The 23301-nt window shown below is 59.2% G+C and carries 19 protein-coding genes and 1 tRNA gene; 13 read left to right on the forward strand and 7 right to left on the reverse strand.

Annotated elements, in window-relative coordinates:
- Nucleotides 1-39 precede the first annotated feature (39 nt).
- From HDF15_RS13140 to HDF15_RS13155, 4 genes are all read right to left on the reverse strand, one after another.
- Nucleotides 40-1644, reverse strand: a complete 1605-nt coding sequence (locus HDF15_RS13140; protein WP_184256227.1) for a tetratricopeptide repeat protein — start codon at nucleotides 1642-1644, stop codon at nucleotides 40-42.
- A gap of 8 nt (nucleotides 1645-1652) precedes the next feature.
- On the reverse strand, nucleotides 1653-2198 hold the full coding sequence (locus HDF15_RS13145) for a Uma2 family endonuclease (RefSeq protein ID WP_184256229.1): 546 nt from the start codon (nucleotides 2196-2198) through the stop codon (nucleotides 1653-1655).
- Nucleotides 2199-2242: 44 nt separating this feature from the next.
- Complete coding sequence (murA, locus tag HDF15_RS13150) at nucleotides 2243-3523, reverse strand: UDP-N-acetylglucosamine 1-carboxyvinyltransferase (protein WP_014265357.1); 1281 nt, start codon at nucleotides 3521-3523, stop codon at nucleotides 2243-2245.
- Between the two features lie 78 nt (nucleotides 3524-3601).
- The gene (locus HDF15_RS13155; protein ID WP_311733096.1) at nucleotides 3602-5647 is read right to left on the reverse strand and encodes a pyrroloquinoline quinone-dependent dehydrogenase; all 2046 of its coding nucleotides are present in this window, start codon (nucleotides 5645-5647) and stop codon (nucleotides 3602-3604) included.
- Nucleotides 5648-5932: 285 nt separating this feature from the next.
- Between HDF15_RS13155 and HDF15_RS13160 the strand changes: the two genes are divergently transcribed.
- Complete coding sequence (locus tag HDF15_RS13160; RefSeq protein WP_184256233.1) at nucleotides 5933-6685, forward strand: hypothetical protein; 753 nt, start codon at nucleotides 5933-5935, stop codon at nucleotides 6683-6685.
- Between the two features lie 76 nt (nucleotides 6686-6761).
- Entirely contained in the window at nucleotides 6762-7274 is a 513-nt protein-coding gene (locus tag HDF15_RS13165) for a DUF302 domain-containing protein (protein ID WP_184256235.1), read from the forward strand.
- Between the two features lie 160 nt (nucleotides 7275-7434).
- Here HDF15_RS13165 and HDF15_RS13170 read toward each other — a convergent pair whose 3' ends face one another.
- A complete protein-coding gene (locus HDF15_RS13170; RefSeq protein WP_184256237.1) occupies nucleotides 7435-7866 on the reverse strand; it encodes a hypothetical protein in 432 nt (143 codons plus the stop codon).
- Nucleotides 7867-7964: 98 nt separating this feature from the next.
- On the opposite strand from HDF15_RS13170, the gene HDF15_RS13175 reads away from it, so the two are divergent.
- Nucleotides 7965-8255 carry a UPF0175 family protein gene (locus HDF15_RS13175; protein WP_184256239.1) on the forward strand — a complete coding sequence of 97 codons (291 nt, stop codon included), beginning with the start codon at nucleotides 7965-7967 and terminating at the stop codon, nucleotides 8253-8255.
- Nucleotides 8252-8725 carry a DUF3368 domain-containing protein gene (locus tag HDF15_RS13180; protein WP_184256241.1) on the forward strand — a complete coding sequence of 158 codons (474 nt, stop codon included), beginning with the start codon at nucleotides 8252-8254 and terminating at the stop codon, nucleotides 8723-8725. Before HDF15_RS13175 ends, HDF15_RS13180 begins: the two co-directional genes overlap by 4 nt.
- A 124-nt stretch (nucleotides 8726-8849) precedes the next feature.
- Here HDF15_RS13180 and murQ read toward each other — a convergent pair whose 3' ends face one another.
- Nucleotides 8850-9776 (reverse strand): N-acetylmuramic acid 6-phosphate etherase, encoded by a 927-nt coding sequence (gene murQ, locus HDF15_RS13185; protein ID WP_184256243.1) that lies wholly within the window; start codon nucleotides 9774-9776, stop codon nucleotides 8850-8852.
- 151 nt (nucleotides 9777-9927) lie between these two features.
- On the opposite strand from murQ, the gene purH reads away from it, so the two are divergent.
- From purH to HDF15_RS13210, 5 genes are all read left to right on the forward strand, one after another.
- The gene (purH, locus tag HDF15_RS13190) at nucleotides 9928-11505 is read left to right on the forward strand and encodes a bifunctional phosphoribosylaminoimidazolecarboxamide formyltransferase/IMP cyclohydrolase (protein WP_184256245.1); all 1578 of its coding nucleotides are present in this window, start codon (nucleotides 9928-9930) and stop codon (nucleotides 11503-11505) included.
- 537 nt (nucleotides 11506-12042) lie between these two features.
- Nucleotides 12043-14133, forward strand: coding sequence for a tetratricopeptide repeat protein (locus tag HDF15_RS13195; RefSeq protein WP_184256247.1), 2091 nt, complete (start codon nucleotides 12043-12045; stop codon nucleotides 14131-14133).
- Between the two features lie 25 nt (nucleotides 14134-14158).
- Nucleotides 14159-15328, forward strand: a complete 1170-nt coding sequence (gene dgt / locus HDF15_RS13200; protein ID WP_184256249.1) for a dGTP triphosphohydrolase — start codon at nucleotides 14159-14161, stop codon at nucleotides 15326-15328.
- A gap of 94 nt (nucleotides 15329-15422) precedes the next feature.
- Nucleotides 15423-15497, forward strand: a tRNA-Glu gene (locus HDF15_RS13205).
- Nucleotides 15498-16580: 1083 nt separating this feature from the next.
- The gene (locus HDF15_RS13210) at nucleotides 16581-17210 is read left to right on the forward strand and encodes a response regulator transcription factor (protein WP_184256251.1); all 630 of its coding nucleotides are present in this window, start codon (nucleotides 16581-16583) and stop codon (nucleotides 17208-17210) included.
- Nucleotides 17211-17212: 2 nt separating this feature from the next.
- On the opposite strand, the gene HDF15_RS13215 is transcribed toward HDF15_RS13210, so the two are convergent.
- The gene (locus HDF15_RS13215; RefSeq protein WP_184256253.1) at nucleotides 17213-18589 is read right to left on the reverse strand and encodes an FAD-containing oxidoreductase; all 1377 of its coding nucleotides are present in this window, start codon (nucleotides 18587-18589) and stop codon (nucleotides 17213-17215) included.
- A 327-nt stretch (nucleotides 18590-18916) separates the two neighbouring features.
- Between HDF15_RS13215 and HDF15_RS13220 the strand changes: the two genes are divergently transcribed.
- The 4 genes from HDF15_RS13220 (at nucleotide 18917) to HDF15_RS13235 (ending at nucleotide 23227) form a co-directional block, all read left to right on the forward strand.
- Nucleotides 18917-19648 carry an alpha/beta fold hydrolase gene (locus tag HDF15_RS13220; RefSeq protein ID WP_184256255.1) on the forward strand — a complete coding sequence of 244 codons (732 nt, stop codon included), beginning with the start codon at nucleotides 18917-18919 and terminating at the stop codon, nucleotides 19646-19648.
- Between the two features lie 27 nt (nucleotides 19649-19675).
- A complete protein-coding gene (locus HDF15_RS13225; protein ID WP_184256257.1) occupies nucleotides 19676-20431 on the forward strand; it encodes an alpha/beta hydrolase in 756 nt (251 codons plus the stop codon).
- Nucleotides 20432-20571: 140 nt separating this feature from the next.
- The gene (locus HDF15_RS13230; protein ID WP_184256259.1) at nucleotides 20572-21393 is read left to right on the forward strand and encodes an alpha/beta fold hydrolase; all 822 of its coding nucleotides are present in this window, start codon (nucleotides 20572-20574) and stop codon (nucleotides 21391-21393) included.
- A 73-nt stretch (nucleotides 21394-21466) separates the two neighbouring features.
- Nucleotides 21467-23227 carry a cyclic nucleotide-binding domain-containing thioredoxin-disulfide reductase gene (locus HDF15_RS13235; RefSeq protein WP_184256261.1) on the forward strand — a complete coding sequence of 587 codons (1761 nt, stop codon included), beginning with the start codon at nucleotides 21467-21469 and terminating at the stop codon, nucleotides 23225-23227.
- Nucleotides 23228-23301 lie beyond the last annotated feature (74 nt).

Consider the following 23301-nt stretch of genomic DNA (forward strand, 5'->3'; position numbering starts at 1 on the left):
TCAGGTCAAATATAAGAAATTCAGTGCGAGCCCATCCGTCTACGGGATACTTTGACCGCGCTGCTGAAGGTTCTGGCGCAAGGCCTGCGCGGCGGTGTTGGAGGGCTCAAGGCTCAGGGCTCGCGATACGTCGTCGGCGCAGCCAGCCAGAAGATTGTCTGCGAGATCGAGCCGCGCAAGGACGAGATAGGCGGTGGCGCTTGGCTGAATCTTGAGAGACTTGCGAGCCTCATCGCGAGCTTCTGCAGCATTGCCGCTGGCTTCTCGGACCTGGGCCAGGCCGACGTGGGCGGCGGCGCTGTTCGGGTCGGCCGTTAGAGCGGATTGAAACTCGCCTTCGGCTTCCGGCAGCAGGCCCTGGGCCAGATAATCGCGGCCAAGCTGGGTGTACTCGGTCGCCTGCTGTGCCGGAGGAAGCGTGGCCATGCGTGCCGCGCGCATCTGGTCGAGCTGGAAGGCGGCCTGGCGGAGACCGGCCTCCGAGTAGTTGCGGCGGATGCGCTCGACAGGGCTGAAGGAGTTGGTGGCGCTGTCGGTGAGCTTCGTTCCGGCAGGAACGAGGCTGAGGTGAGCCCGCAGCGATCCGGCTTCGTTGTCGTTCGGCTTGAGCTTCAGGGCGGCGTCAGCTTCTTTGAGCGCGCCAGCGGTGTCTCCACGGCGAAAGAGGGCGATAGCGAGGTTGTAGTGATAGTCCTCGTCGGAGGGGTCGGCTGTCGAGGCCCTCTGGAAGAAGGCCGCACCGTCTTTGCCCTGACGGCTAAGCGCTACGGCCTGATCGTTGACCACTTCCGGCAAAGGAAGCCTTGTGGCCACGAAGGCGAAGGCCTGTTCAGCGGCTGCATAGTTGGCGGAGTTGAAGTGGGCTAGTCCGAGATAGAAGTTGGCTTCCAGTGCAAGGCGATCGCTGTGCGGCACCTTCGCGAGGGTCGCTGCGGCGGCAGGGAAGTTGCGTACCGTGTACTGTTCTTTGCCGAGCGCCAATAGAGCTGCTGCGTAATCGGGCACGATGGCCACCGCTGCCTGCAGCCGCTTGATGCGCTCATCGGCTGCGGGAGCGTTGGTGCCGCGAATGTAGTTCTCGAAGGCGGAGAGTGGGACGGCGCCGGGCGCGGCAATGAAGGTGCCTTCGGCCACATTGAAATGAGGATCGATGTTTCGTGCGACCTTCCATGCGATGGCGTTTTCGGCGTCGAAGAGCCGATTGAGCGGGGCACCGTCTTCGATGGGCGCGGTAAGGCTGAGCGCATCGACGGAGAGGACTCGGGCCTGAATGGAGATCTGGTCGTTCGCGATGTTGTAGCTGCCGACGATGACATAGTTCGCATCAAGCTGCTGTGCGATTTTGATCGTGGTGGCGCGTGAGGGCTTGAAGCCAGCCGGCAGCCCGAGGTGATCGAAGGCGAAGAGCCGGTCGTCGTGAGAGATGGTGAGGAAGCCGGCAGAGGTAAGGCGCTTGCTCAGGGTGTCCGGGAAGGAATCGCCGACCCAGTTGAGGGAGGGATTGCCAGAGCGATTGTCGAAGGGAAGGACAAGAACCACGCGGCCGCCGGCCTGCTGGGACTGTGCTAACGCCGGAGCGGCGAGGGAGGCGAAGATCGCCGTGAGAGCGAGGATCAGGGCGAAGGGCTTCGACAAGGACCGCATTAGGTCGATTATAGGCGGTCGGCGGCGACAAATTTCTTGTCGAGTTTCGCAAACGCTTCCGTGAGGTCGACGTGGATAGGGGTCCCGGGGACGGTGAGGTTCGTGAAATCGGCTTCGTGCAGGCCTGTGGCGTCGAAGGTATAGGCGATGCGGCGGAGCGGATCGATAAGCCAGATGTTTTGTACGCCCATCGAGAGGTAGTCGGCGAGTACTTCCTTTGCACGTGAGATACGGTCTTCAGGCGAGAGAATTTCAATGCAAAGGAGGGGCGGAGTGGCTGTGACCTGTTCGCGAGGTGCATCGCTGCGCAGTATGGCTACGTCACAAACCCGCACACGATCTGATGTAACACGGATGCGTTGTTCTACAACGGCATCCGTACCCCAGGACTCCTCGTTGAGGGTGAAAACAAAATAGAAGAAGCCTTGAATTTTTCTGTGCTCGTATTCGCCCAAGTGGCGCTCCTCGATCTCGCCATCCACGAAATCGGCGTCGGGGTGATAGCTGGTGCGGAGGTACTCGTCGATGGAGAGCAGCGCGGGTGTGGTCGCCATTGGATACCTCTAGAGAAATTATGCGCCGGGGATGGGGCCTTCGGCTACTTTTTGCCGAAGACCTCACCCATGCGCCGGATCTGTGCGCCGACGCCGCGGAGCTTCTCTTCCATGCGCTCATAGCCGCGATCCATGTGATACACGCGGTCGAGGATGCTCTCACCATCGGCTACTAATGCAGCCAGAACGAGAGCAGCCGAGGCGCGGAGGTCCGAGCACATGACGGCGGCGGATTGGAGCTGAGCCCCGCCGCGAATGGTGGCGGTGCGTCCGCTGACCGAGATGTTCGCTCCCATGCGGTTCAGTTCGCCGACGTGCATGAAGCGGTTCTCGAAGATGTTCTCCGTGACGACCGAGGTACCTTCAGCCTGGGTCAGCAGCGCCATGAACTGCGCCTGCATGTCGGTGGGAAAGCCGGGGTACTCTTCGGTAGAGATATCGACGGCCTGGAGCTTGCCGCCGGAGTGGACGCGCACGTTTTCCTTGCCGATTTCGAGCTTGACGCCACACTGCTCCAGCTTTCCGAGGAGTGCGCCCAGATGCTCGGGGTTGCAGCAGTCGACGTTGAGGTCGCCGCCGGTGATGGCTCCGGCGATCAGGAAGGTTCCCGCCTCAATGCGATCGGGGTTGATGCGGTGGCGAGCGCCGTGGAGCTTCGCAACGCCCTTGATACGGATCACTGAAGTGCCTGCGCCCTCGATCTGTGCGCCCATGGCATTGAGCAGTGCGGCGAGGTCGGTGACTTCGGGTTCGCGGGCGCAGTTCTCAAAGAGCGATTCGCCCTCGGCAAGCGTGGCGGCCATCAGAAGGTCTTCCGTGCCGGTGACCGTGATCTTGTCGAAGACGATGTGCGTGCCTTTCAATCTGTCGGCACGAGCTTCGAGATAGCCATGCTCCTGGGTGATCGTCGCACCCATGGCTTCGAGGCCCTTGATGTGCAGATCGATCGGACGTCCGCCAATGGCGCAGCCGCCGGGCATGGCGACGCGGGCCATACCGGTGCGGGCGATGAGCGGACCAAGCACGAGGGAGCTCGCGCGCATGGTCTTGACGATCTCGTATTTGGCGACGGGGTCGGAGAGCACGGCGCACTGGATGGACGTACGGTGCTGTGCTCGGCCATAGCCCAGCTCGACCTGTGCTCCCATGCTCTCGAGCAGCTTGCGCTCGGTCTCAATGTCGTGGACCTGCGGAATGTTTTCGAGGATGACCTCATCCTCGGTGAGGATGGCGGCTGCCATGCAGGGAAGCGCGGAGTTCTTCGCGCCGGAGATTTTGATGGTGCCGAGCAGCGGGTTGCCGCCGCGGATAACGAACTTGTCCATCTGTACAGTCTACGAAAGGGGGATGAGGAAACGGGTGCCGAAGTTGGTGCAGGGGCAAAAGAGGCCTGGTTGACTGGTTTATTCGTCCAACGCGAAGGCGATCAGGGTATCGTCGCGTTTTTCGTTGAGTCCGGCATGTCCCCCGGCGGCAATGACTAGAAACTGTTTGCCATCCAGGGTATAGGTCATCGGAGTGGCCTGAGCGGGGGCCGGGAGAGAGGTGCTCCATAACTCTTTTCCGGTAGAAGAGTCGAAGGCGCGGAGTTTGGCGTCTCGCGTGGCCGCAGCGAAGACGACTCCTCCGGCAGTGACGATGGGGCCGCCCAGTGTCAGGGATCCGGTAGGTTGGTCTGTGGCGTTGGTTCTCAGGGGCGACTGCCAGGCGATGCGACCAGTATTGAGGTTTAACGCTGTTACGGCTCCCCAGGGCGGCGCGGTGCAGGGATTACCGTCGTGGTCGATGAGCGGCTGGCGTTTCAGCAGGTAGGGAGAGCCGCGTTGCGGGGAGATCTCCGCGCCGAAGTGCGGGTTGTCGTACTTTATGGGGAAGAGGCATACCCATCCGGCGATGGAGGCTATAGCCATGCCTGTGAGCACGCCATGAAGTCCGGGATTCCAATGTTTATGGCGCAGGCAAAAGAGAAGAAGCGTGCCTCCGGCCAAATACAGCCAGATGGGCCAGTCGCGAAGGATTGGTTCAATCTCGCGTTGCCATAGAAGAGCGGGAGACCGGCCGTCGACGAGTTGGATCGTAAAGGGAACACGGTTGTTGTTAGCGTAGAGAATGCCTGTGGCAGGATCGAAGGCAAGCGAACCCCAGTTCACTCCGCCGAGGCTACCTGGATAGAGCAGGGTTCCTGTGAGACTGGGCGGAGTATAGATGCCGCTGTAGCGCAGGGCTGCGAGCTGAGTCCGGCAAAATTGGGTGTTGGCCTCGCTGCGTTGCCAGCCTGTGTTGTTTTGCTCTGGAGGGGCAAGAGGCGCGAGCGGTGGAAGGCTGGAGAAGGGTTGCGTGGGAGAGGTGATCTCACCGGGCACGTCGCTCTGCATAACGGCACGCTCTTCGACAGGATAGAGCGGCTGTCCTGTACGTCGATCGAGGACGAAGACCTGACCTGCCTTGGTGGCAATGGCAATCGCTGGCGTTGTGTTGTGGAAGGTGAAGAGAAGCGGCTCTGTGGCTACGTCATAGTCCCAGAGATTGTGATGGACGGTCTGGAAGGCCCATACCTTTCGACCGGTGCGGGCATCGAGAGCGATGACAGAATCGGCGTCACGGTTGTCGCCCGGGCGCAGGCCTCCGTAGAAGTCGGGCGAGGCGCTGCCGGTGGGCACAAAGATGAGGCCGAGCGCTGGGTCGGCGGAGATGACGCTCCAGGCGTTGCCGGCTCCGGTGCGCGGGTGTTGTGCTGCAGCCCAGGGCAGTGGCTCCCAACTCCAGAGCAGGCGGCCGGTGCGGACATCGTAGCCGCGAACGACGCCGGATTCGACATCGACCTGCTGGTTATCGGCGACGGTCGAGCCTACGACGACGACATCGCCGAGGACGGTTGGGGGCGAGGTCAGGCCATAGCCTCCAATGCCGGTGTAATGAATGCCCTCGCGAAGATTGACCTCTCCGGAATGGCCAAAGTCCGTGCAGGGTTTGCCGGTAGCGGCATCGAGCGCCAACAGGCGTGCATCGATGGTGCCGAGGAATACCCGTGTGGAGCAGGGAGCCGTGGACTGGGTGGAATCAGGAGAGATTGGCCAGAGAGCCACGCCGCGCGAGGTGACGATCATCTCTTCGTGCTCCGGTTTAACGCGTGGGTCATATTGCCAGAGAAGTTTGCCGGTGGTGGCATCTACAGAGAAGATGACGTCGAAGGGAGAGGTGAAGTAGAGCGCATGGCCACGGAGGATGGGCGTGGTCTCAAACGAGGCGTCGTTCAGACCGGTGCGTTGGGCATCGAGCGCGTGGGTGTGGAATGTCCAGACGGGGTGAAGGTGTGCGAGATTATCGCGAGTGATCTGCGTGGAGCTGGAATAGCGCGTGCCGCCTGCGTCCCCTCCGTAGGTGGGCCAGCCTTCGCCTGCGGGAGTTTGTTGCGCGCAGAGAGCGGATGTCGACAAAAGCAATGCCACAACGACGGGCCTGCACCGTAAAAAGGCCGAGAAGATCGTGCCATAAGACATTGTTCGAGTGTAAGGGGAGGGGGACAGGAGCCGCGACAAGACCGATGTCTGTTCGCTGAAGTTACGCTGCACAGAGGCCTCGAAATGTGCTGTGATTGCGAATAGATTCTTAGATGAGATCAACGTGCAGAGTGGTTTCGTGCCCTGTCTCTTAGGTCCTGAGGTGTTGCGGCAACTTACAATTCCCGCCGCTTCTTGTGCATCGAACTTGTCATCAATATGAAGGAGATCCACATGAGTACCGCAAATCTGCCTGATGATCTGAGAAATTCCAATCCAACATTGATCGAATCCATTTCCCGTCGTGCGTTTGTGCGCAACGCGGCGCTTGCCGGAGCTGCTCTCGCCGCACTCCGCGGAGAAGGCGTTGCCCAGCAGACGGGAACGGGAAATTACAGCAACAGCGCAATCAGCGGAATTCCATCTGGGACATCCAGCCCTAACCAGACAGCCGCCGAACAGGTCATTGAAATCAAGATTAAGCGGGCTATGCTAGCCGGGCCGTCTGAGATCACCAAAGATGCGACGGTGATGGACAAAGACGAACACGGCAAGATGACGGTGCTTCGGAAGGGGACAAATCAATGGGTTTGCATGCCAGGAAATGAAAACGTGATCGGCGATCCTCCCATGTGTGCCGACCCCATGGCGATGCAATGGTTTATGGATGCCCATCTCCGTAAACCGAAGCCGACCAACGCTGTTCCGGGGTTGTGTTACATGCTCTGTGGAGCGACACAGCATAGCAATACTGATGCGCACGACAAGACCAGTCCGGCAATCCCGATCGGCCCCCATTGGATGATCATGTGGCCTTTCGATGCGAAGGCATGTGGTTTGCCGACGACAGTAAGGGATGCGGGTGCATGGGTCATGTTCAACGAGACCCCGTATGCCTATTTGCATATCTGTGGAACCCCGTGGGTCGGCAACGAATACCAGCCTGGAGTCGCGCCGGTATGGACGATGCAGTACGCAAGGGGATGAATCTGAGAGGAGTACTTAGAGGCTCCAGGGAAACGTTTTGTGGCGTCAAAGGTCAAAAGACGAAAGGGAGATACAGATGAGTGATGCAACACGGACTACCCACGACTTTGCAGGAAAACGGATTGAAGTGAAGAGTTCGTTGGCCTTCGACGAGATTATGAAACGTCTGCGAGAGCAGACCGGCAAATCTGCCGTTCCTCTGATCAATGAGATCGCCTCACAGAGTCATTCGCCGCAAGAGTTTGACGCTGAAGTCACCAGGCGTTTTGTCGGGCCGAGCGGCTTTATGCTGTTCGCTGAGATAGATCACAGCGGGTGGATTACGATCTATGGGATTCATCGTCGTGTGCTGCGAATCATCCTCGGAAATCCTCTGCTCGCGATCACCATGATGCGTGAAGACCTTTCCGCAGGCCTCTTTGCGCCCGTAGAGGTGCTTCTTGTAGAGGATGGCGAGGGCTCAACACTTTATTATGTTCAACCCTCCTCATTGATGGTTATCGCCGAGAACGAACCTCTACTGAAAGCGGCTGTGGCGCTGGACCATAAGCTTGAAGAACTCATCGGAACAATCACCGGCCTTATCTAAAGGTGGATTGTTGTGCGCAGAGAGTAGATGTCTCGAACAAGATTGCCACCAGAGCCGGGAGACGGCTAAGGAATGCGTGCCGCGAGACATGGTTCGAGCGAAGGGAGCGCAAAAAGCCTCCGCGAAGTCGTTCGTGGAGGCTTCTACTTGAAAGAGGGAATTATGCCGTCGGCGGGGCAGTGGGCTGCTGCTCCTGGCCGTGGCCTCTGTGTCCGTGGTGCATGGACTTCAACTGCTGGAGCTGATCAGGGGTAAGGACAGTCGCGAGCTGCTGTTCGGTGGCCTCGTGGATCGCCTTCATCTGTTGATGCATGTCCTGGGGGGCGAGGGTGGTGTCGGCGTGGAGGGCGGTGAGCTTCTGGTCGCGATCTGCCAGGATGGGTTCGACCTTGGCCTGCTGATCCGCCGAGAGGTTGAGCTGCTTGGCCAGTCTCTTCGTCTCATGTTGTGGATTCGGCGCGTGATGGTGGTGGTGTGCCGGAGCGGCAGGCTGCTGAGCATCGGGCGCCGGAGCTGTCTGCGGCTGCTGAGCGAAGGCGACTGAGCCGGCGAGTACGAGTGCGAGTGCTGCTGGGAGAAGTGTGCGTTTCATCGAAAGCTCCTTCGTGCGGCGCTGTGGAGGGGCTCGCCGCTTGCTGTTGGAATAAACACGGCTTGAGGAGAATGTTGCGTAGGTAATTGGAGCTCCGATTGTACTGTCACCGGGTGTATCTTAGCGATATGCAGGTTGTGGTCGAAATTCCGGATGAGTTTGCAGGAGTGCTGGCTCCGGTAGGTGAGGACGCTGCACGGTTGTTGCTCGAAGATCACACGGCACAGGCCTATCGCGATGGCAAGTTGACGATGGAACAGGTCAAGCAAATACTGAATTTGCCCACTCGCATGCACGTAGATCCTTTTCTGTTGAAGTACGGAATCTTCGACTATACGTCGCGAGATCTCGATGAGGATCTCGCTAATCTTCGGCGGCTTACTCCGTGATTGTTGTCGCAGATACTAGTCCGTTAAATTATCTGGTGCAGATGGGAAAAGAAGTGCTTCTGCATGAAATCTATGGCAGTGTAATCGTGCCTCCTGCTGTAGTTTCTGAGCTTCGTCATGCGGGTGCGCCCGACGTAGTGCGGAATTGGGCCTTTTGTTTGCCAGATTGGGTGACGATTGATTCCATTTTCAATATGGACAAAACACTTCCTGTGGTACTCGGACAAGGAGAGCGTGAGGCGATCAGTTTGGCGATTAAGCTGTCTGCAACGTTCGTCCTACTGGACGATGGTGCAGGGCGAAAAGCTGCCAAGCATCGTTCGCTCATTCCTGCAGGGACGCTAGCTGTTCTGATTCAAGCGTCCGAGCGTGGTCTTCTCCATCTGCCGAGTGCCATTGCGGAACTGCGCGGTCTGGGGTTCAGAGTGTCCGACGATCTGGTAAATAAATACACCAAGCTATCAAGCTGATAAAGATAGTCTCGATAGAGCAGAGGCAACGAGATGGCCAAAGCTTGAGACGTTCCAATCGACGGATGAGTCGAGTCCGGATCAACGGAGGAACGCAGCAGATTTGCTGTATTCCTCGGAAGGCTTAGAGCTCGAGCCTGGAATCGTCGATCGCGAGACGAACATTGCCATCGGACTTCTGCAAGCGGCGTACTGCTTCCATCTTGTCTACGTTGGCCTTGAGCATGACGACCGCGATAGGAATTGACTTGCCTGCGGACTTGATCGTGCGGATCGCGGTCTCGCGGTCGATATCGCAGAGCTTCATCAGAACGCGGATACCGCGTTCGACGAGCTTTGCGTTCTTCATGTGAACGTTCACCATCAGGTTGTCGTACACATAGCCGAGCCGAGTCATCGCGCCGGTGGTGATCATGTTCAGGATCATCTTCTGCGCGCTGGAGGCCTTCATGCGGGTAGAACCGGAGACGATCTCAGGGCCCACTTCGGCGCAGATGGTAACGTCGGCAACCTGTGAGAGGTCGGAGTCGGGATTGCAGGTGACGGCCGCGGTCTTGGCTCCGCGTGAGCGGGCGTATTCCGTGGCGCCGATGACGTAAGGGGTGCGTCCCGAAGCCGAGACGCCGATGACGATGTCCTTGCGCGTGGGGCGGCGGCGGGCGATATCGCGCTGGCCGAGCTCGGGCGAGTCTTCGTTGACGTCCGAAGCGCTGGCGAGGGCCTTGGGGCCGCCGGCCATGATGTATTGCACCTGCGAGGGCGCAGTGGAGAACGTCGGGGGGCACTCGGAGGCGTCCAGGGCGGCGATGCGGCCGGAAGAGCCGGCGCCGACGTAGATAAGCCGTCCGCCATCGCGGAGCGAGCGTGCGACGGTGTCGATCACCATCGCGATCTCAGGCAGGGCTTTTTTTACGGCTGCCGCGACCTTGGTGTCATCGTGGTTGATGATGCGCGCAATATCGATAGCGGATTTCGTATCGAGACCGGTTGACGCGTCATTCGGCTTCTCCGTGGTAAGAGTTTGGAGGTCGGCGGGCATGCGTTGCTGCATTGGCTTCTCGATCAGGGACGGCGAAGACGACATAGTGTGAGTAGCGTTGGATTTACGGTTCTGAAGCATTCTAAATCAAAGCGTGCATGTCTGGCTTGCAGGGGATTAGATGCGCTCCATTAGCAACACACAGATTAGAATGGTGGACGACATGAGCGATCAGAAAGTTGTACGGCGTGCCCTGTTGTCTGTAACCGACAAAACGGGCTTGGTAGAGTTTGCGAAGACGCTGGCTGGATTTGGCGTTGAATTGGTTTCGACAGGCGGCACGTCTAAGGCGTTGCGCGATGCGGGCCTCACTGTCCTGGATGTGGCCGAGTTGACCGGTTTTCCGGAGATGCTCGATGGCCGCGTGAAGACGCTGCACCCGGTGGTGCATGGGGGCATCCTGCATCGCCGAGGCGACCCGGCGCATGTGCGCGCGGTGGAAGAGCACGGCATTGGGGCGATCGATATGGTCGTCGTCAACCTGTATGCGTTCGAGAAGACGGCCTCGCGCGAGGGCGTCAAATTCGAAGAGATTATCGAGAATATCGATATTGGCGGCCCCTCCATGCTGCGCTCGGCGGCCAAGAACTTTGAGGATGTCGCGGTCGTCACGAGTGTGCAGGACTATGCCTCGCTGACGGAGGAACTGAAGGCCAACGAAGGCAAGTTGAGCTATAAGACTCGCTGGCAGCTGGCGCGGAAGGCTTTTGCGACGACGGCCGCTTATGATGTGGGGATTGCCTCGACCCTGGAAGCGATGCCGGACATCCCGGGCGAATCGGCAAAGACCACGGAACTGCCGGCAACCCTGCGCGTCATCGCTCCTCGCAAGGCTTCGTTGCGCTACGGAGAGAATCCGCACCAGTCTGCGGCGCTGTATGTGGATGGCTCGGGCCTGGGTATTGCCGATGCGGAACAGTTGCAGGGCAAGGAGCTCAGCTACAACAACCTTGTCGACCTCGACGCCTGCTGGGCGCTGGTGAGCGAGTTTGATGCCTGCGCGGTGGCGATCATCAAGCATACGAACCCGTGCGGTGTGGGACAGGGAACGACCGTGGAGGAAGCCTATCTTCGTGCCCTGGCTGCCGATCCTGTGTCGGCCTTCGGTGGAGTGATCGGTATTAACCGCATCGTGGACGGCGCAGCAGCGGTAGAGATTGCCAAGCTGTTCGTCGAGGCTGTGGTTGCGCCGGAGTTTACTCCCGAGGCCCTGGCTGCGCTCGGTACGAAGAAGAATCTGCGTGTGCTGCGTATTCAGCCGGCCAAGCCATCACGGATGATCAAGCAGATCTCGGGCGGTTACCTGGTGCAGGACGAAGACAGCGCAATGGTGCAGCCGGATCAACTGACGGTTGCCACCACACGCAAGCCGACGGAGGAGGAGCTCAAGGCTCTGCTCTTTGCGTGGCGCGTGTGCAAGCACGTCAAGTCGAACGCCATCGTCTATGCACGGCTCGATGGCGGCTTTGGGCAGACGGTAGGCGTGGGCGCGGGGCAGATGAGCCGCGTCGATGCCGCGAGATTTGGCGCCATGAAGGCGGCTCTGCCGTTGCAGGGAACTGTCGCCGCTTCAGACGCCTTTTTCCCCTTCCCGGACGGCCTGGAGTTGATTGCGGAATCAGGCGCTACGGCGGTGATTCAGCCGGGTGGTTCGGTACGCGACCCTGAGGTGATTGCTGCCGCAGACCGGTTAGGGCTGGCGATGGTCCTCACGGGGATGCGCCATTTCCGTCACGGCTGAGAAAAGCCAGGGAACAGGGGTAATGGAAAGCCAAGCTCCAGCTCGTGTCTGACGAATCGGAGACCACGGTTTAGACCAAAGCCAAGATCGAGAGATATAGCTTTTATCTTCTCTTTCCCTACAGCGGCGTCATCCTGAGCGTAGCGTCCCGGCTTTTGGGACGCGGAGTCGAAGGACCCCGAGGGTTGACCTCTTGCCCAAACCTTTTTCACCTTTTCTACCTCGAGCGCTCGATCCTGAACGTTCGTGCTGGAAAAGGTCCTAACAGCACGGGTGAGATCGATTTCTTCGGGGTCCTTCGACTGCGCACCTCGCAAAAGCGCGAGGCGCTCCGCTCAGGATGACGTCTCTGTGTAGGGGGCAAACTAGGTGTTTAGGTGATGTCCGATTCGTCAGACGCTATCTAATCCCTTGCTTTTCTAATCCCTAATCCCTGTGCCCTCATCCCTGGCTTTCGGCTTTTGCTAGCAAACAGCATCCAAACCCTGTACAGTGCCGTCTAAGGAATTAGAACGAGCGTTTTCAGGATCTCTGCCCATGAGCCCAGCTTTTCGTACTTCACTTCTGCCTCTTTGCTTTACCGTTGCCCTTGTCTCGTTCGCCGCCTCCGGCAGTATGCTCGCGCAGAATGCGACTGCGAAGACGGTTACCCCCCCTGTGACCGATCGCTCTTCCGCGTACTACCACTACGGTCTGGCCAAGATCTACGAAGATGAGGCCTCAGGGAATGGCCGCCAGGACCTTGCAACGCAGGCGATTGAGCAGTACAAGCTCGCGCTCGATGCCGATCCCGGCTCGCGCATGTTGCAGGACGGCCTGTCCAACCTCTATTTCAAGCTGGGACGGATTCGTGAAGCCGTTACGGCTGCGCAGGACCAGGTAACCAAGCACCCGGATGACGCCGATGCCCATATGCTGCTGGGACGGGTCTACCTCCGTTCGCTTGGCGACGGCCAGAGCCCGCAGTCCAGCGACATGTTGCAGATGGCGATCAAGGAGTACGAGAAGATCGCAGAACTCAAGCCCAACGACCTTGAGACACATCTGCTCCTGGGCCAGCTTTACGGCCTGAATCACGATTCGGCTAAGGCCGAGGCGCAGTTCAAGGCGGCGCAGCAGATCGACGGATCTTCCGAAGAGGTCGTGTTGAGCATGGCCCGGCTCTATTCGGAGCAGGGCGACCTGCAGCGCGCAGCGAAGGTGATCGCCGATGTGTCGGAAGATGACCGCAGCGCCCGTATGGATTTTGCGCTGGCCGGCATTTACGACCAGCTGAAGCAGCCGAAGCAGGCCGTTGCGGCGTATCGGGCCACACTCGACCAGGATCCCGACAATACGGACGCCAAGCGTGGATTAGCCAACGCCTTGATTGCCAATGGCGAAACCGATGCCGCCGCGAAGATCTTTGCGGAGATCATCAGCTCCGATCCGCAGGATGCGCAGTCCCTGATTCGTGAGGCCGACATCCAGCGCCAGCAGGGGCACTACGAGCAGGCTCTTACGACATTGAAGAAGGCTGGAGCGCTGGTCTCTAACAATCTCGAGCTCAACTACAACGAGGCGCTGGTCTACGATGCGCTCGGACGTTACGACGAGGCCATCAAGACCCTGAAAGATATGCTCGCTTCGACCGAACAGGCCGACGGCAAGTATGACGACCAGGCCCGGGGCAACCGTGCTTTATTCCTGGAACGGCTTGCGATCGTCTACCGCGAATCGAATAAGACGCAGGAGGCCGTAGAGGCCTATAAGCAGATTCAAGCGCTGGGCGGCGATTTCCAGGCGCGTGGCGCCGATGGTCTTGTCCAGGCCTATCGAGACGGCCATCAATGGCCTGAGGCCCTGCGCGCTGCGGCCGACGCGGCCAAGGCGATGCCGACCAACCGTGATATTCAACTGACCTATGCCAGCCAGCTGGGAGATGCAGGCAAGCTGGATGAGGCGATCAAGCTTGCCAATGCCCAGTTGAGCGGCAAGACCCCTGGCACGCCGGAAGACCGGATCGTTTATTTCACCATTGCCGATATCTATTCGCGGGCGAAGCACTGGAAGGAAACATCGGCAGCTCTCGACAAGGTAGAAGCTCTTTCTGCGAAGCCTGAAGATAAGGTCTTCCTCTATTCGTACAAGGCCACGATTGCGGACAAGCAGAAGATGTTCGATGAGGCGGAGTCGGAGTACCGCAAGGGGCTGGCGATCGATCCGCAGAGTGCGGCCATCCAGAACGACTACGGATTCATGCTGGCGGACCGCGGCATTCGGCTGGATGAAGCTGTCACCATGCTGAAAAAGGCGGTAGCCTACGATCCTCAGAACGGCGCTTTTCTGGACTCGTTGGCGTGGGCTTATTACAAGCAGGGGCAGTATGCGCTAGCGGAAGACTACGCGCAGAAGGCCGTTGCGCGAGCGGGCAACGATCCAACGGTGCTCGACCACCTGGGTGAGATCTACGCAAAGACCGGTAAGCTGCCGCAAGCGGTGGTCCAGTGGCAGAAGTCTCTGGCGCAATACGCTACTTCGCTTGCGCCTGAGGCCGATCCGTCCGACGTTGAGAAGGTGCAGCACAAGCTGGAAGGCGCTCGCGTCAAGCTGGCCCATGCGAACATCACTCCGGAAAATAACCACTAGGGATTTCCGGCTAAACTAATAAGGAATGAAGTCAGACCTGCAAGTTTGTGGCGTCTTCGGCGAGATCGAAGAGCAGTTATCGTCGCGCGCCTTTCCAGCCCCTCCCAGCGATGGCCGCAAGCCGTTCGAGAGGGACCGTGACCGCATCGTGCAGGCGCGCGCGTTTCGCCGCCTGGCAGGGAAGACGCAGGTCTTCACCAGCCGTGCCTCTGACCACTTTCGCAGCCGCCTGACCCATACCATCGAAGTGGCCCAGGTAGCCCGGCAGGTAGCCGCAGCCCTGGGGCTCAACGTTGACCTGGCGGAGACTCTGGCTCTGGTTCATGACATTGGGCACCCACCTTTTGGACATGCAGGGGAACGTGCCCTGGACGAGTGCCTTAAGCGGCATGGACTGCGTTTCGACCACAATCTCCACGCGCTGCGCATCGTCGAGCGGTTCGAGCAGCGGTATGCCGGGCATCGCGGCCTGAATCTTACGCTGGGAGCGCGTGAGGGCATCATCAAGCACTCGCGTGACTACAGCGAAGGCGAGCACCCGGAGCTGGCGGAGTATTTCCTAAGCCAGCGGCCACCGCTGGAGGCCCAGATCATCGACCTCGCGGACGAGATTGCTTACCTGACCGCCGACCTTGACGATGGAGTGGAGTCCGGTCTGCTCGAGGTGCGGCATATTCGCGACCACGTCGGAATCCTGCGCAAGAGCTATGCCGCAGTCCAGCAGGCGCACGCCGGAGCGCAGGAGAAGTACATCTTCCACGACGCGCTGCAGGCCATGCAGAAGACGCTGGTGCTGGATCTCATCCGTACGACGCGGGAGAACGTGGCGGCCATTGGGGCACAATCGCTGGCTGATATTCGGAATTCTGACCATCGCCTGGCGGTCTTTTCTCCGCAGGCGGAGGCGGAGCGCCTGGAAGAGAAGCGCTATCTCTACGACACGCTGTACACCTGTCCGGATCTGGAGCTCGAGCACTCGAAGGCCGCCGAGGTCGTGACGGAGCTGTTCGACTTCTGGGTAAACGAGCCGGAAGAGCTGCCTGAGGCGTATTACGCCGAGGTCGAAAGCGAAGGATTGGCGAGGGTTGTGGCCGATTACATCGCGGGCATGACCGACAACTTCATCCTGCTGCGGTATGCGGATGTGCGCCGTAAAGTGCGCACCAGCCTTGCTCTATGGCCTAAACGACACTAGTTTTGGCCTCAGGACTCACAGGGGCTACTTGCCTTTGTCTCCAGGTGTTGTTAGCCTTAAGGAATTGAGCAAAGCGAAGCCTCGCGTTGCATGCGTCCCCGTCGTCCAGTGGTTAGGACATCGCCCTTTCACGGCGGTAACACGGGTTCGAATCCCGTCGGGGACGCCAAATACTTTCAATAACTTAGCGCTTTTACCGCAAAATGGCCGGGGACCCTCTGGGGACCCTATTTCTATGCGCTCATTGCAAGGACCTGGGCCACCTCCTCTGAGCGCATCATTGCGACGACCTTTCGTTGGGCCTCTCGCTTGGCAGGCATTTGGGCTTGGCTGTACACGTCCATGGTCACCTTCGCCGAGCCATTCTTCCTTGTCCGAAGACAGAGGTGCGTTGTCTCGACAGCTTTCGACCCAGCCGTTACCAGCTACGCCGATGTCGATAGGCTTCTGCGGACGGAACCGCAGGTTCAGCTCACTCCTTTCGTGTTGAACAATCATTCAAACAGCTTCAAGTCGCACGGACGTTCCTTCCCGCAACGCCCTCCCAAACAGATCTTGCGTGCTCGCGCACGCGCCTAAGGAAACCAAGCCTTGCTAGGGGTGAGTGTACCGGGACATGCGTTACGCTGTGGACCTGAGACATCCGTTACAAGCGCCTTGCGGTGGCGATGGTTCGAGTTGAGCGGGCACGAGAAGACATATATCCAGTCGTCGAGGCCGTGGGAATGTGGGAATCCCGAAGGGATTTCCAAAGAGTGTGGGAAGGGTGGGAAGCCGACTTCATGGCTTTCCATACTCTGTCATTTCCATGGCCTGTTTTGCCCGGCGACCCAGATAAATCAGCTACGCCACCTGGCCCAATACACCGCACCCGCCACGACCGCTTATCGTGATCGGTTATCAATGAGTGCATTGGCGATTTCCCACCATTTGACCTTGCTGCGGGAGGAATCACAACTATTCGTAGTTGCCGAAAAGCCAGTATTTTGTGTAGTTTGATTTAGGAACCGATCCAGCCCAACAGAGATTGTAGGCAAAATTGGGTGAAAACGAACCCGCACCGAAGCGACCCACATGAACTTCTAACCTCACACTTACACCTTCCACGCCCCTGCCTCGAATGATGGCTTGGTTTAGCGTAGGCGGCCGGCGGCATCTGGTGCTCATGAAAACCACTCTTTCGGGTGGCGGACGGCGCAGCGACGAGTGGTATCTTAAGCGCATAGACGATGTAGATTTCAGTTAGGCGGTCATGGCGGCTTCAAGCAAAATCAGGGTGCTCTGCGTTGACGATCATCCGCTTGTTCGCGATGGCATCGCATTCGCGCTGCAGCAGCAGAACGACATGGAACTGGTTGCGCAGGCGAAGAACGGGATTGACGCTGTCGCGGCGTTTCGACAGCATCGCCCTGACGTGACCTTGATGGACCTGCAGATGCCGCAGATGAACGGGATCGATGCAACGGCTGCCATTCGTAGCGAGTTTCCCAATGCGCGCATTGTCATCCTCACCACTTATTCGGGAGATATCCAGGCTTCGCGCGCACTCAAACTCGGGGCCGTCGGCTACTTGCTCAAGGGCATGTTGCGCACCGAGCTAATTGATACCATCCGCTCCGTGCACGCAGGCCACCGGCGAATTCCACCCGAGATTGCTTCGGAGATTGCAGAGCACTACAGCGCCGACGCGCTCTCCGACCGAGAGATTGAAGTGCTGCGCGTGGTTGCATCCGGATGCTCGAACAAGATCGTCGCCGACAAGCTTTTTATCTCCGAAGATACGGTGAAGGGACACATGAAAAGCATCCTTGCCAAGCTGCAGGCGAATGATCGTACCCACGCCGTCATGATCGCGATGAAGCGCGGCTTCCTCGAGGGCTGAGTTTAGACGAGCGGCTTCAAGCTCCCAAGTACCGTCGGGATCAGGTCAGCGACCGTAGGGTGAATGCGCATCGCGCGCTGGAGCAGCGAGGTAGGCATGCCAGAGTACATTGCGGTAAGAATGCAATGGATCGCTTCGTCGCCTCCGGTCCCCAGGATGGACGCACCCAGAATCTCCTTGCTCTCCGCGTCGACCAGCAGCTTGATGAATCCGTGCGTCTCACTCTTCTCGATGGCGCGGCTCACCTTGGTCATCGGCCTTATTCCGATCAACGCAGCTCGTCCGCGCTGCCGTACTTGACGTTCGGTCATACCGACTTGCGCTAACGGTGGATCAATGTACAGCGCATGCGCCGGAATGCGATCGCTCACGTTGCGCGCATCGTTATCGAGAAGGTTTGCCGCGACAACCTCGGCGTCATTGCAGGCAGTGTGAGTAAACCCGCCGCGTCCGTTGCAGTCGCCAAGCGCCCATATTCCCGGGACGGCGGTTTGGAGCTGGTCGTCGACCGAAATGTAGCCATGTTCGTCAACAGCGATGCCGGCAGCTTCCAAACCGAGGTCGTCTGTGTTCGGCGTACGTCCCATCGCCAGCAGAATATGCGATGCCGGAACCTCCAGCTCACCGTCAACGCTGTTTACGCCCACCGAGACGTCTTCGCCATCGAAGCGCAGTGAAATGCAATCCGCGTTAAGACGCACTTCAATCCCTTCCGCCTCCAGGATACCTTGCACAGCGTTCGAAACATCCTCGTCCTCATCGGCGACGAGTCGTGCCGCGCGCTCAATCACAGTGACCTCGGATCCGAAGCGCCGGTATATTTGCGCAAACTCGAGCCCTGTGTAACCTCCGCCTACTACGGCCAGCTTAGGTGGTAGTGAGTCGAGCGCCAGGATCGTCGAGCTTGTCAGGTAGGGAACCGTATCGATACCGGGCAGGTTGGGAATGGCAGGCCGCGAGCCGACGTTAAGAAAGATATGTGGCGCGGTGAGCAGTTCGTCTCCAACCCGAAGCTGAGATGGGGAGACGAAGCGCGCGGCGCCCTGGTAAATCGTGCAACGCTCCATCTGGCGTAGGCATTGCTCCACACCCTCTCGCGACTTCGCTACAATTGCCTCCATGCGCTGCCGGACGCGTGGCATATCCATCATCACCGCGATGCTTGGGACAACCCCGAAGTCTTCGGCACGCCGGTTCAGATGTGCTGCATAAGCGCTCGCGACCAACGCCTTGGTGGGCGTGCAGCCGGTGTTCACGCAGGTTCCGCCGAATAGCTTCCTCTCCACTAGAGCAACTGTCCACCCAGCCGCTGTAAGCCTTCCGGCGAGCGCAGGACCTGCCTGCCCGGCACCAACGATGATTGCGTCATAAGCTGCCATTGATCTCTTGCTTCTTTCTTCGCGCGCATTGTGTCGGCTATCGACCGAGCGAATATCCGTTCCAAGTTATCTCCGCAGCGCCTGCCCGTCACCACCCGATGGGGTGGTCTTCCGACAATTTTCTTGTATGAGGCGATACCGGTTGCTGCACCCCCATGAGGTAGTCACTTTTCACTACTTCCGGGTGGCCCGTGCTGCATGGAATCCGGCCATACTTCACTACAAGCTGACCCAAGTCAGCACCGCAGCAACACCGATCCCTTCGTGTCGAATTCTCGCATCGGCATGAGCTCACTCACCGATCCATAACCTCAATGGGAGAACATCATGCTCAACGAAAACGTTCACATCGCACTGACGCCCGCCCCCGCGGTAAAGAACATCGTCCTCGTCCATGGCGCCTTCGCCGATGGAACCAGTTGGTCGAAGATCATTCCTATCCTCGAATCCGAGGGCTATCACGTCGTCTCCGTGCAAAACCCTCTCACCTCGCTTGCCGATGATGTGGCTGCCACGCGGCGCGCGATCGCCCTGCAGGATGGTCCTGTCATTTTGGTCGGCCACTCCTGGGGCGGCGCGGTCATCACGCAGGCAGGCGACGATCCCAAGGTTGCAGGTCTCGTCTACGTCGCGGCTTACGCGCCCAATGCCGGTGAATCAGCCAACCAGGCGAGCACTCCCTTCGGCGTCACCGAAGGACAGAAAGCTATTCGCGTCGACAGCGAGAAGTTCGCCTACATGACCTCGGACGGTATTCTCAACCACTTCGCGCAAGGGCTTCCCATGGAAGAGCGCCGGGTAGTGCTTGCCGTACAGGGAGAGAGCTACGGCCCCATGTTCGACGAGAAGCTTACCGTCGCCGCCTGGCAGACGAGGCCCTCATGGGTCGTCATCGCATCGGATGATCAGATGCTTCCGCCGGCCATGGAAGCGGCTTCAGCGAAGCGTCTGGGCGCCACTGCGACGACCCTCCCAACCTGCCACCTCGCGATGCTCCAGCAGCCAGTCGAAGTAGCTGCGGTGATCGATCAGGCTGCAAAGACCGCGTTGCGCAAATAACGCCACAACCTCCAAAGGAGAACTGCCATGTCAAGCCAACCACTCAATACCGATGCAGAAGCCAAAGCGTCCTCTGCGACACACGTCAAGAACATCGTTCTGGTGCACGGTGCATTTGCGGACGGATCAAGCTGGTCGAAGGTGATCCCGCTCTTGCAGAAGATGGATTACCACGTCGTCGCCGTGCAAAACCCAATGACCTCTCTGGAGGATGAAGTCGCCTTCACGAAACGAATCATCGCGCTTCAAGACGGTCCACTCATTCTCGTGGCCCACTCCTGGGGTGGCGCAGTGATCACGCAAGCCGGCGACGATCCAAAAGTCGCCGGGCTTGTCTACATCACGGCGTACGCGCCCGAGGTCGGAGAATCTTCGAATGATGCAGGAAGCCCCTACGGCTGGACTTCCGGGCAAAAGCAGATTCGTCTCACGGCGGACAAGTTCGCCACACTGACCACGGAGGGCATGCTGGACTACGTTACCGAAGGCCTGCCCATGGAGGAACGTCTGCTCGCGCTCGCAACCCAGGGCCAGAGCTACGGCCCCATGTTCGACGAGAAGTTGACGGTGGCTGCGTGGAAGATGAAGCCCACATGGTCTCTCATCTCCACGCAGGACCAGATGCTGGCCCCCGCAATGGAAGCGATGATGGCGAAGCGAATGGGCGCCGTCACCGTCTCCGTGGACAGCTGCCACATGGTCATTCAGCAGGCCCCGGTCGAGGTGGCAAACATCATCGACCAGGCGGCAAGGAACGCGCTGAACAACCACCCGAACGAGTAGCTTGCAAAGCCCCCTTCGTGAGGTGTTCACACCAAGTGGGCGGGGTCAGAATCACTTTCAGAAAGAAGAAACCGACTCAGCATCAGGCAAGCGGAGTCTCCACTCAAACGCAACAGTCACCCGCAAGAATCGAGGAGATCATGAGCACACTTACTCTGAAGGACGGAACCACGATTTACTACAAGGACTGGGGCACCGGTCAGCCCATCACCTTCTCGCACGGCTGGCCGCTGAACGCGGACGCCTGGGACGCCCAGATGCTTTTCTTCGGCAATCTCGGCTATCGCGTCATCGCACACGATCGCCGCAGCCACGGCCGCTCCAGCCAGACATGGGATGGCAACGAAATGGACACCTACGCCGACGACCTAGCAGAGCTGTTCGAAGCGCTCGACCTGAAGGACGCAATCATGGTGGGCCACTCCACCGGAGGCGGCGAGGTAGCGCGCTACATTGCGCGCCACGGAACAAGCCGCGTGGCGAAGGCCGTGCTCATCAGTGCTGTGCCGCCGATCATGGTGAAGTCCGAGCGCAACCCCATTGGGACTCCGATCGAAGCGCTCAATGCGATTCGCAATGGCGTTGTCAACGATCGTTCCCAGTTCTACAAGGACCTCTCCCTCCCGTTCTTCGGCTACAACCGGCCGGGAGCCACGATCTCTGAAGGCGTGCGCGAGAACTTTTGGTTCGAGGGAATGCAGAGCGGCATCAAGGGCTCCTACGACTGCATCAGGGCCTTCTCTGAAACCGACTTCACCGAGGACCTGAAGAAGATCGATGTCCCGACCCTCGTCATGCATGGAGACGACGACCAGATCGTTCCATACCCGGATGCCGGCGCGCTGACCGCCAAGCTGGTCCCGAACGCGACGCTGAAGGTCTATGCCGGCTTCCCGCATGGCATGCCCATCACGCACGCCGATGTGATCAACAAGGACTTGCTCGGGTTTCTCAAGAGCTAGGTCTCTCGAGGTCGCGGGGCGCCCGCAACGGCGTCCCGCTTCCCATCACCGCTATTTTTCGCTGGAGCGCGTCATGACATCCCCGCTGACCTTTCCCGAAGCAAATTCGAACAGCCCTCAGACCGCTGGCATCCAGACCGCTGGCATCTTCCACCCAATTTTCACCCCCGCTCTGCTTGAGCGCCTGAGATGCTATGGCAACGAAGAAGTTGTCTCGGAGTCCTCCTACCTCTTCGTTCGTGGCGAGCGCGATGTTGACTGGTTTGTGATTCTCGATGGTGCCGTCGAGATCTTCGAAGGTGCCGGAAACAATCGCAAAGAGCATATCGTTGCACGCTTGACCGACGGCCAGTTCACCGGTGAACTGGATCTCCTGGACAACCGGGAGACCCTGGTTAGCTGCCGTGCTGTCCAGCCCACGCGGTTAATGCGTATATGCCGCGCATCGCTGGCGCAGATCATGCGGTCAGAGACTGAGATCGCCAACCTCATCATGCAGGCTTCCATCAGCCGCAGGGGTAACCTTGTTCAGCAAGCCACCAGTGGGGTCATACTTCTCGGCCACGGGTATAGCATCGACACGATTCGCATCCAGCGATTTCTCAGCCGCAACGGCTATCCCTACCGCATCATCGACGCTGAACTGGATCAGGACGCCGATGCCCTCATCCGGACCTTCGAGATCACGCAAGCCGGCCTTCCTGTGGCCCTCCTGCCGGACGGGCGCGTTCTACGCAACCCATCGATCACCATGCTCGCCGATGAACTCGGCCTGACCGACCTGCGAGAGAACACAATCGTCTACGATGTCGCGATCGTCGGCGCCGGCCCTGCTGGCCTCGCCGCTGCCGTCTGTGCAGCGTCCGAAGGCCTCAAGACCATCGTGATCGAAGGAGCCGCGCCCGGCGGACAAGCGGGGACCAGCTCGCGCATCGAGAACTACCTTGGCTTTCCTACAGGTGTCTCCGGTCAGGAACTCTCGGAGCGCGCACTCATCCAGGCGCAGAAGTTCGGAGCACACTTCTCTATCTCTCGCAACGTGGTCAGTATGAGCAAGCAGGACGGTATGTGCCGTCTGGAGATCGAAGACGCGCCCGCTGTCAGTGCACGCACCGTCGTCATCGCTACCGGCGCCCGCTATCGCAAGCTCAACGTCGCGAACTATCACCGCTTCGAGTACCAGGGAATCCATTACGCGGCTACGGCGATGGAAGCTAGTCTCTGTCGCGGCGAAGAGATCGTCGTGGTGGGTGCAGGCAACTCAGCCGGGCAGGCCGCCCTCTTTCTCGCGCAAACCGCGAAGCACGTTCACCTGATTGTCCGGGGTCGCAGCCTGCAGGCCACCATGTCGGACTATCTCGTCCAGCGCATCCTTGCCACCAGCCAGATTACCGTGCGCCTGCAGGCCGAGATCGTCGGCATGGATGGAGCCGATCGGCTCAGCACCGTGACGGTTCGGGACAATGCAAGCCGCACATCCAAAACGATAAACGTCTCGCATGTCTTCGTCATGATCGGCGCCAGCCCCAATACAACTTGGCTTCGCAACACTCTTTCCATGGATGACAAGGGCTTCATCATTACTGGCAGCAGCGCCTCATCAAGCGCCTTCTTCGGCACCAACCTCGAAGGCGTCTACGCCGTCGGAGACGTGCGCTGCGGCTCGGTCAAGCGCGTCGCCTCCGCTGTAGGGGAGGGGTCCGTCGTGGTCTCCGACATCCACAAATACCTGACTGCTTCGAAGCTGTCGCGGCAGGAAGGGGAACAACCGGACCTGCCGCTTGCCGTAACCCTGCGAACCGCGATGTCGGCATACAGCGCCGCAACGTTATGAAGCTTCCTACCAGTGGCTACAGACAACTCCAGGGTCGACACCGATCGTCATCTGGGCTACGGACCGTCTGCGTG

It is taken from the genome of Granulicella mallensis, assembly GCF_014203225.1.
Taxonomy (GTDB): domain Bacteria; phylum Acidobacteriota; class Terriglobia; order Terriglobales; family Acidobacteriaceae; genus Granulicella; species Granulicella mallensis_A.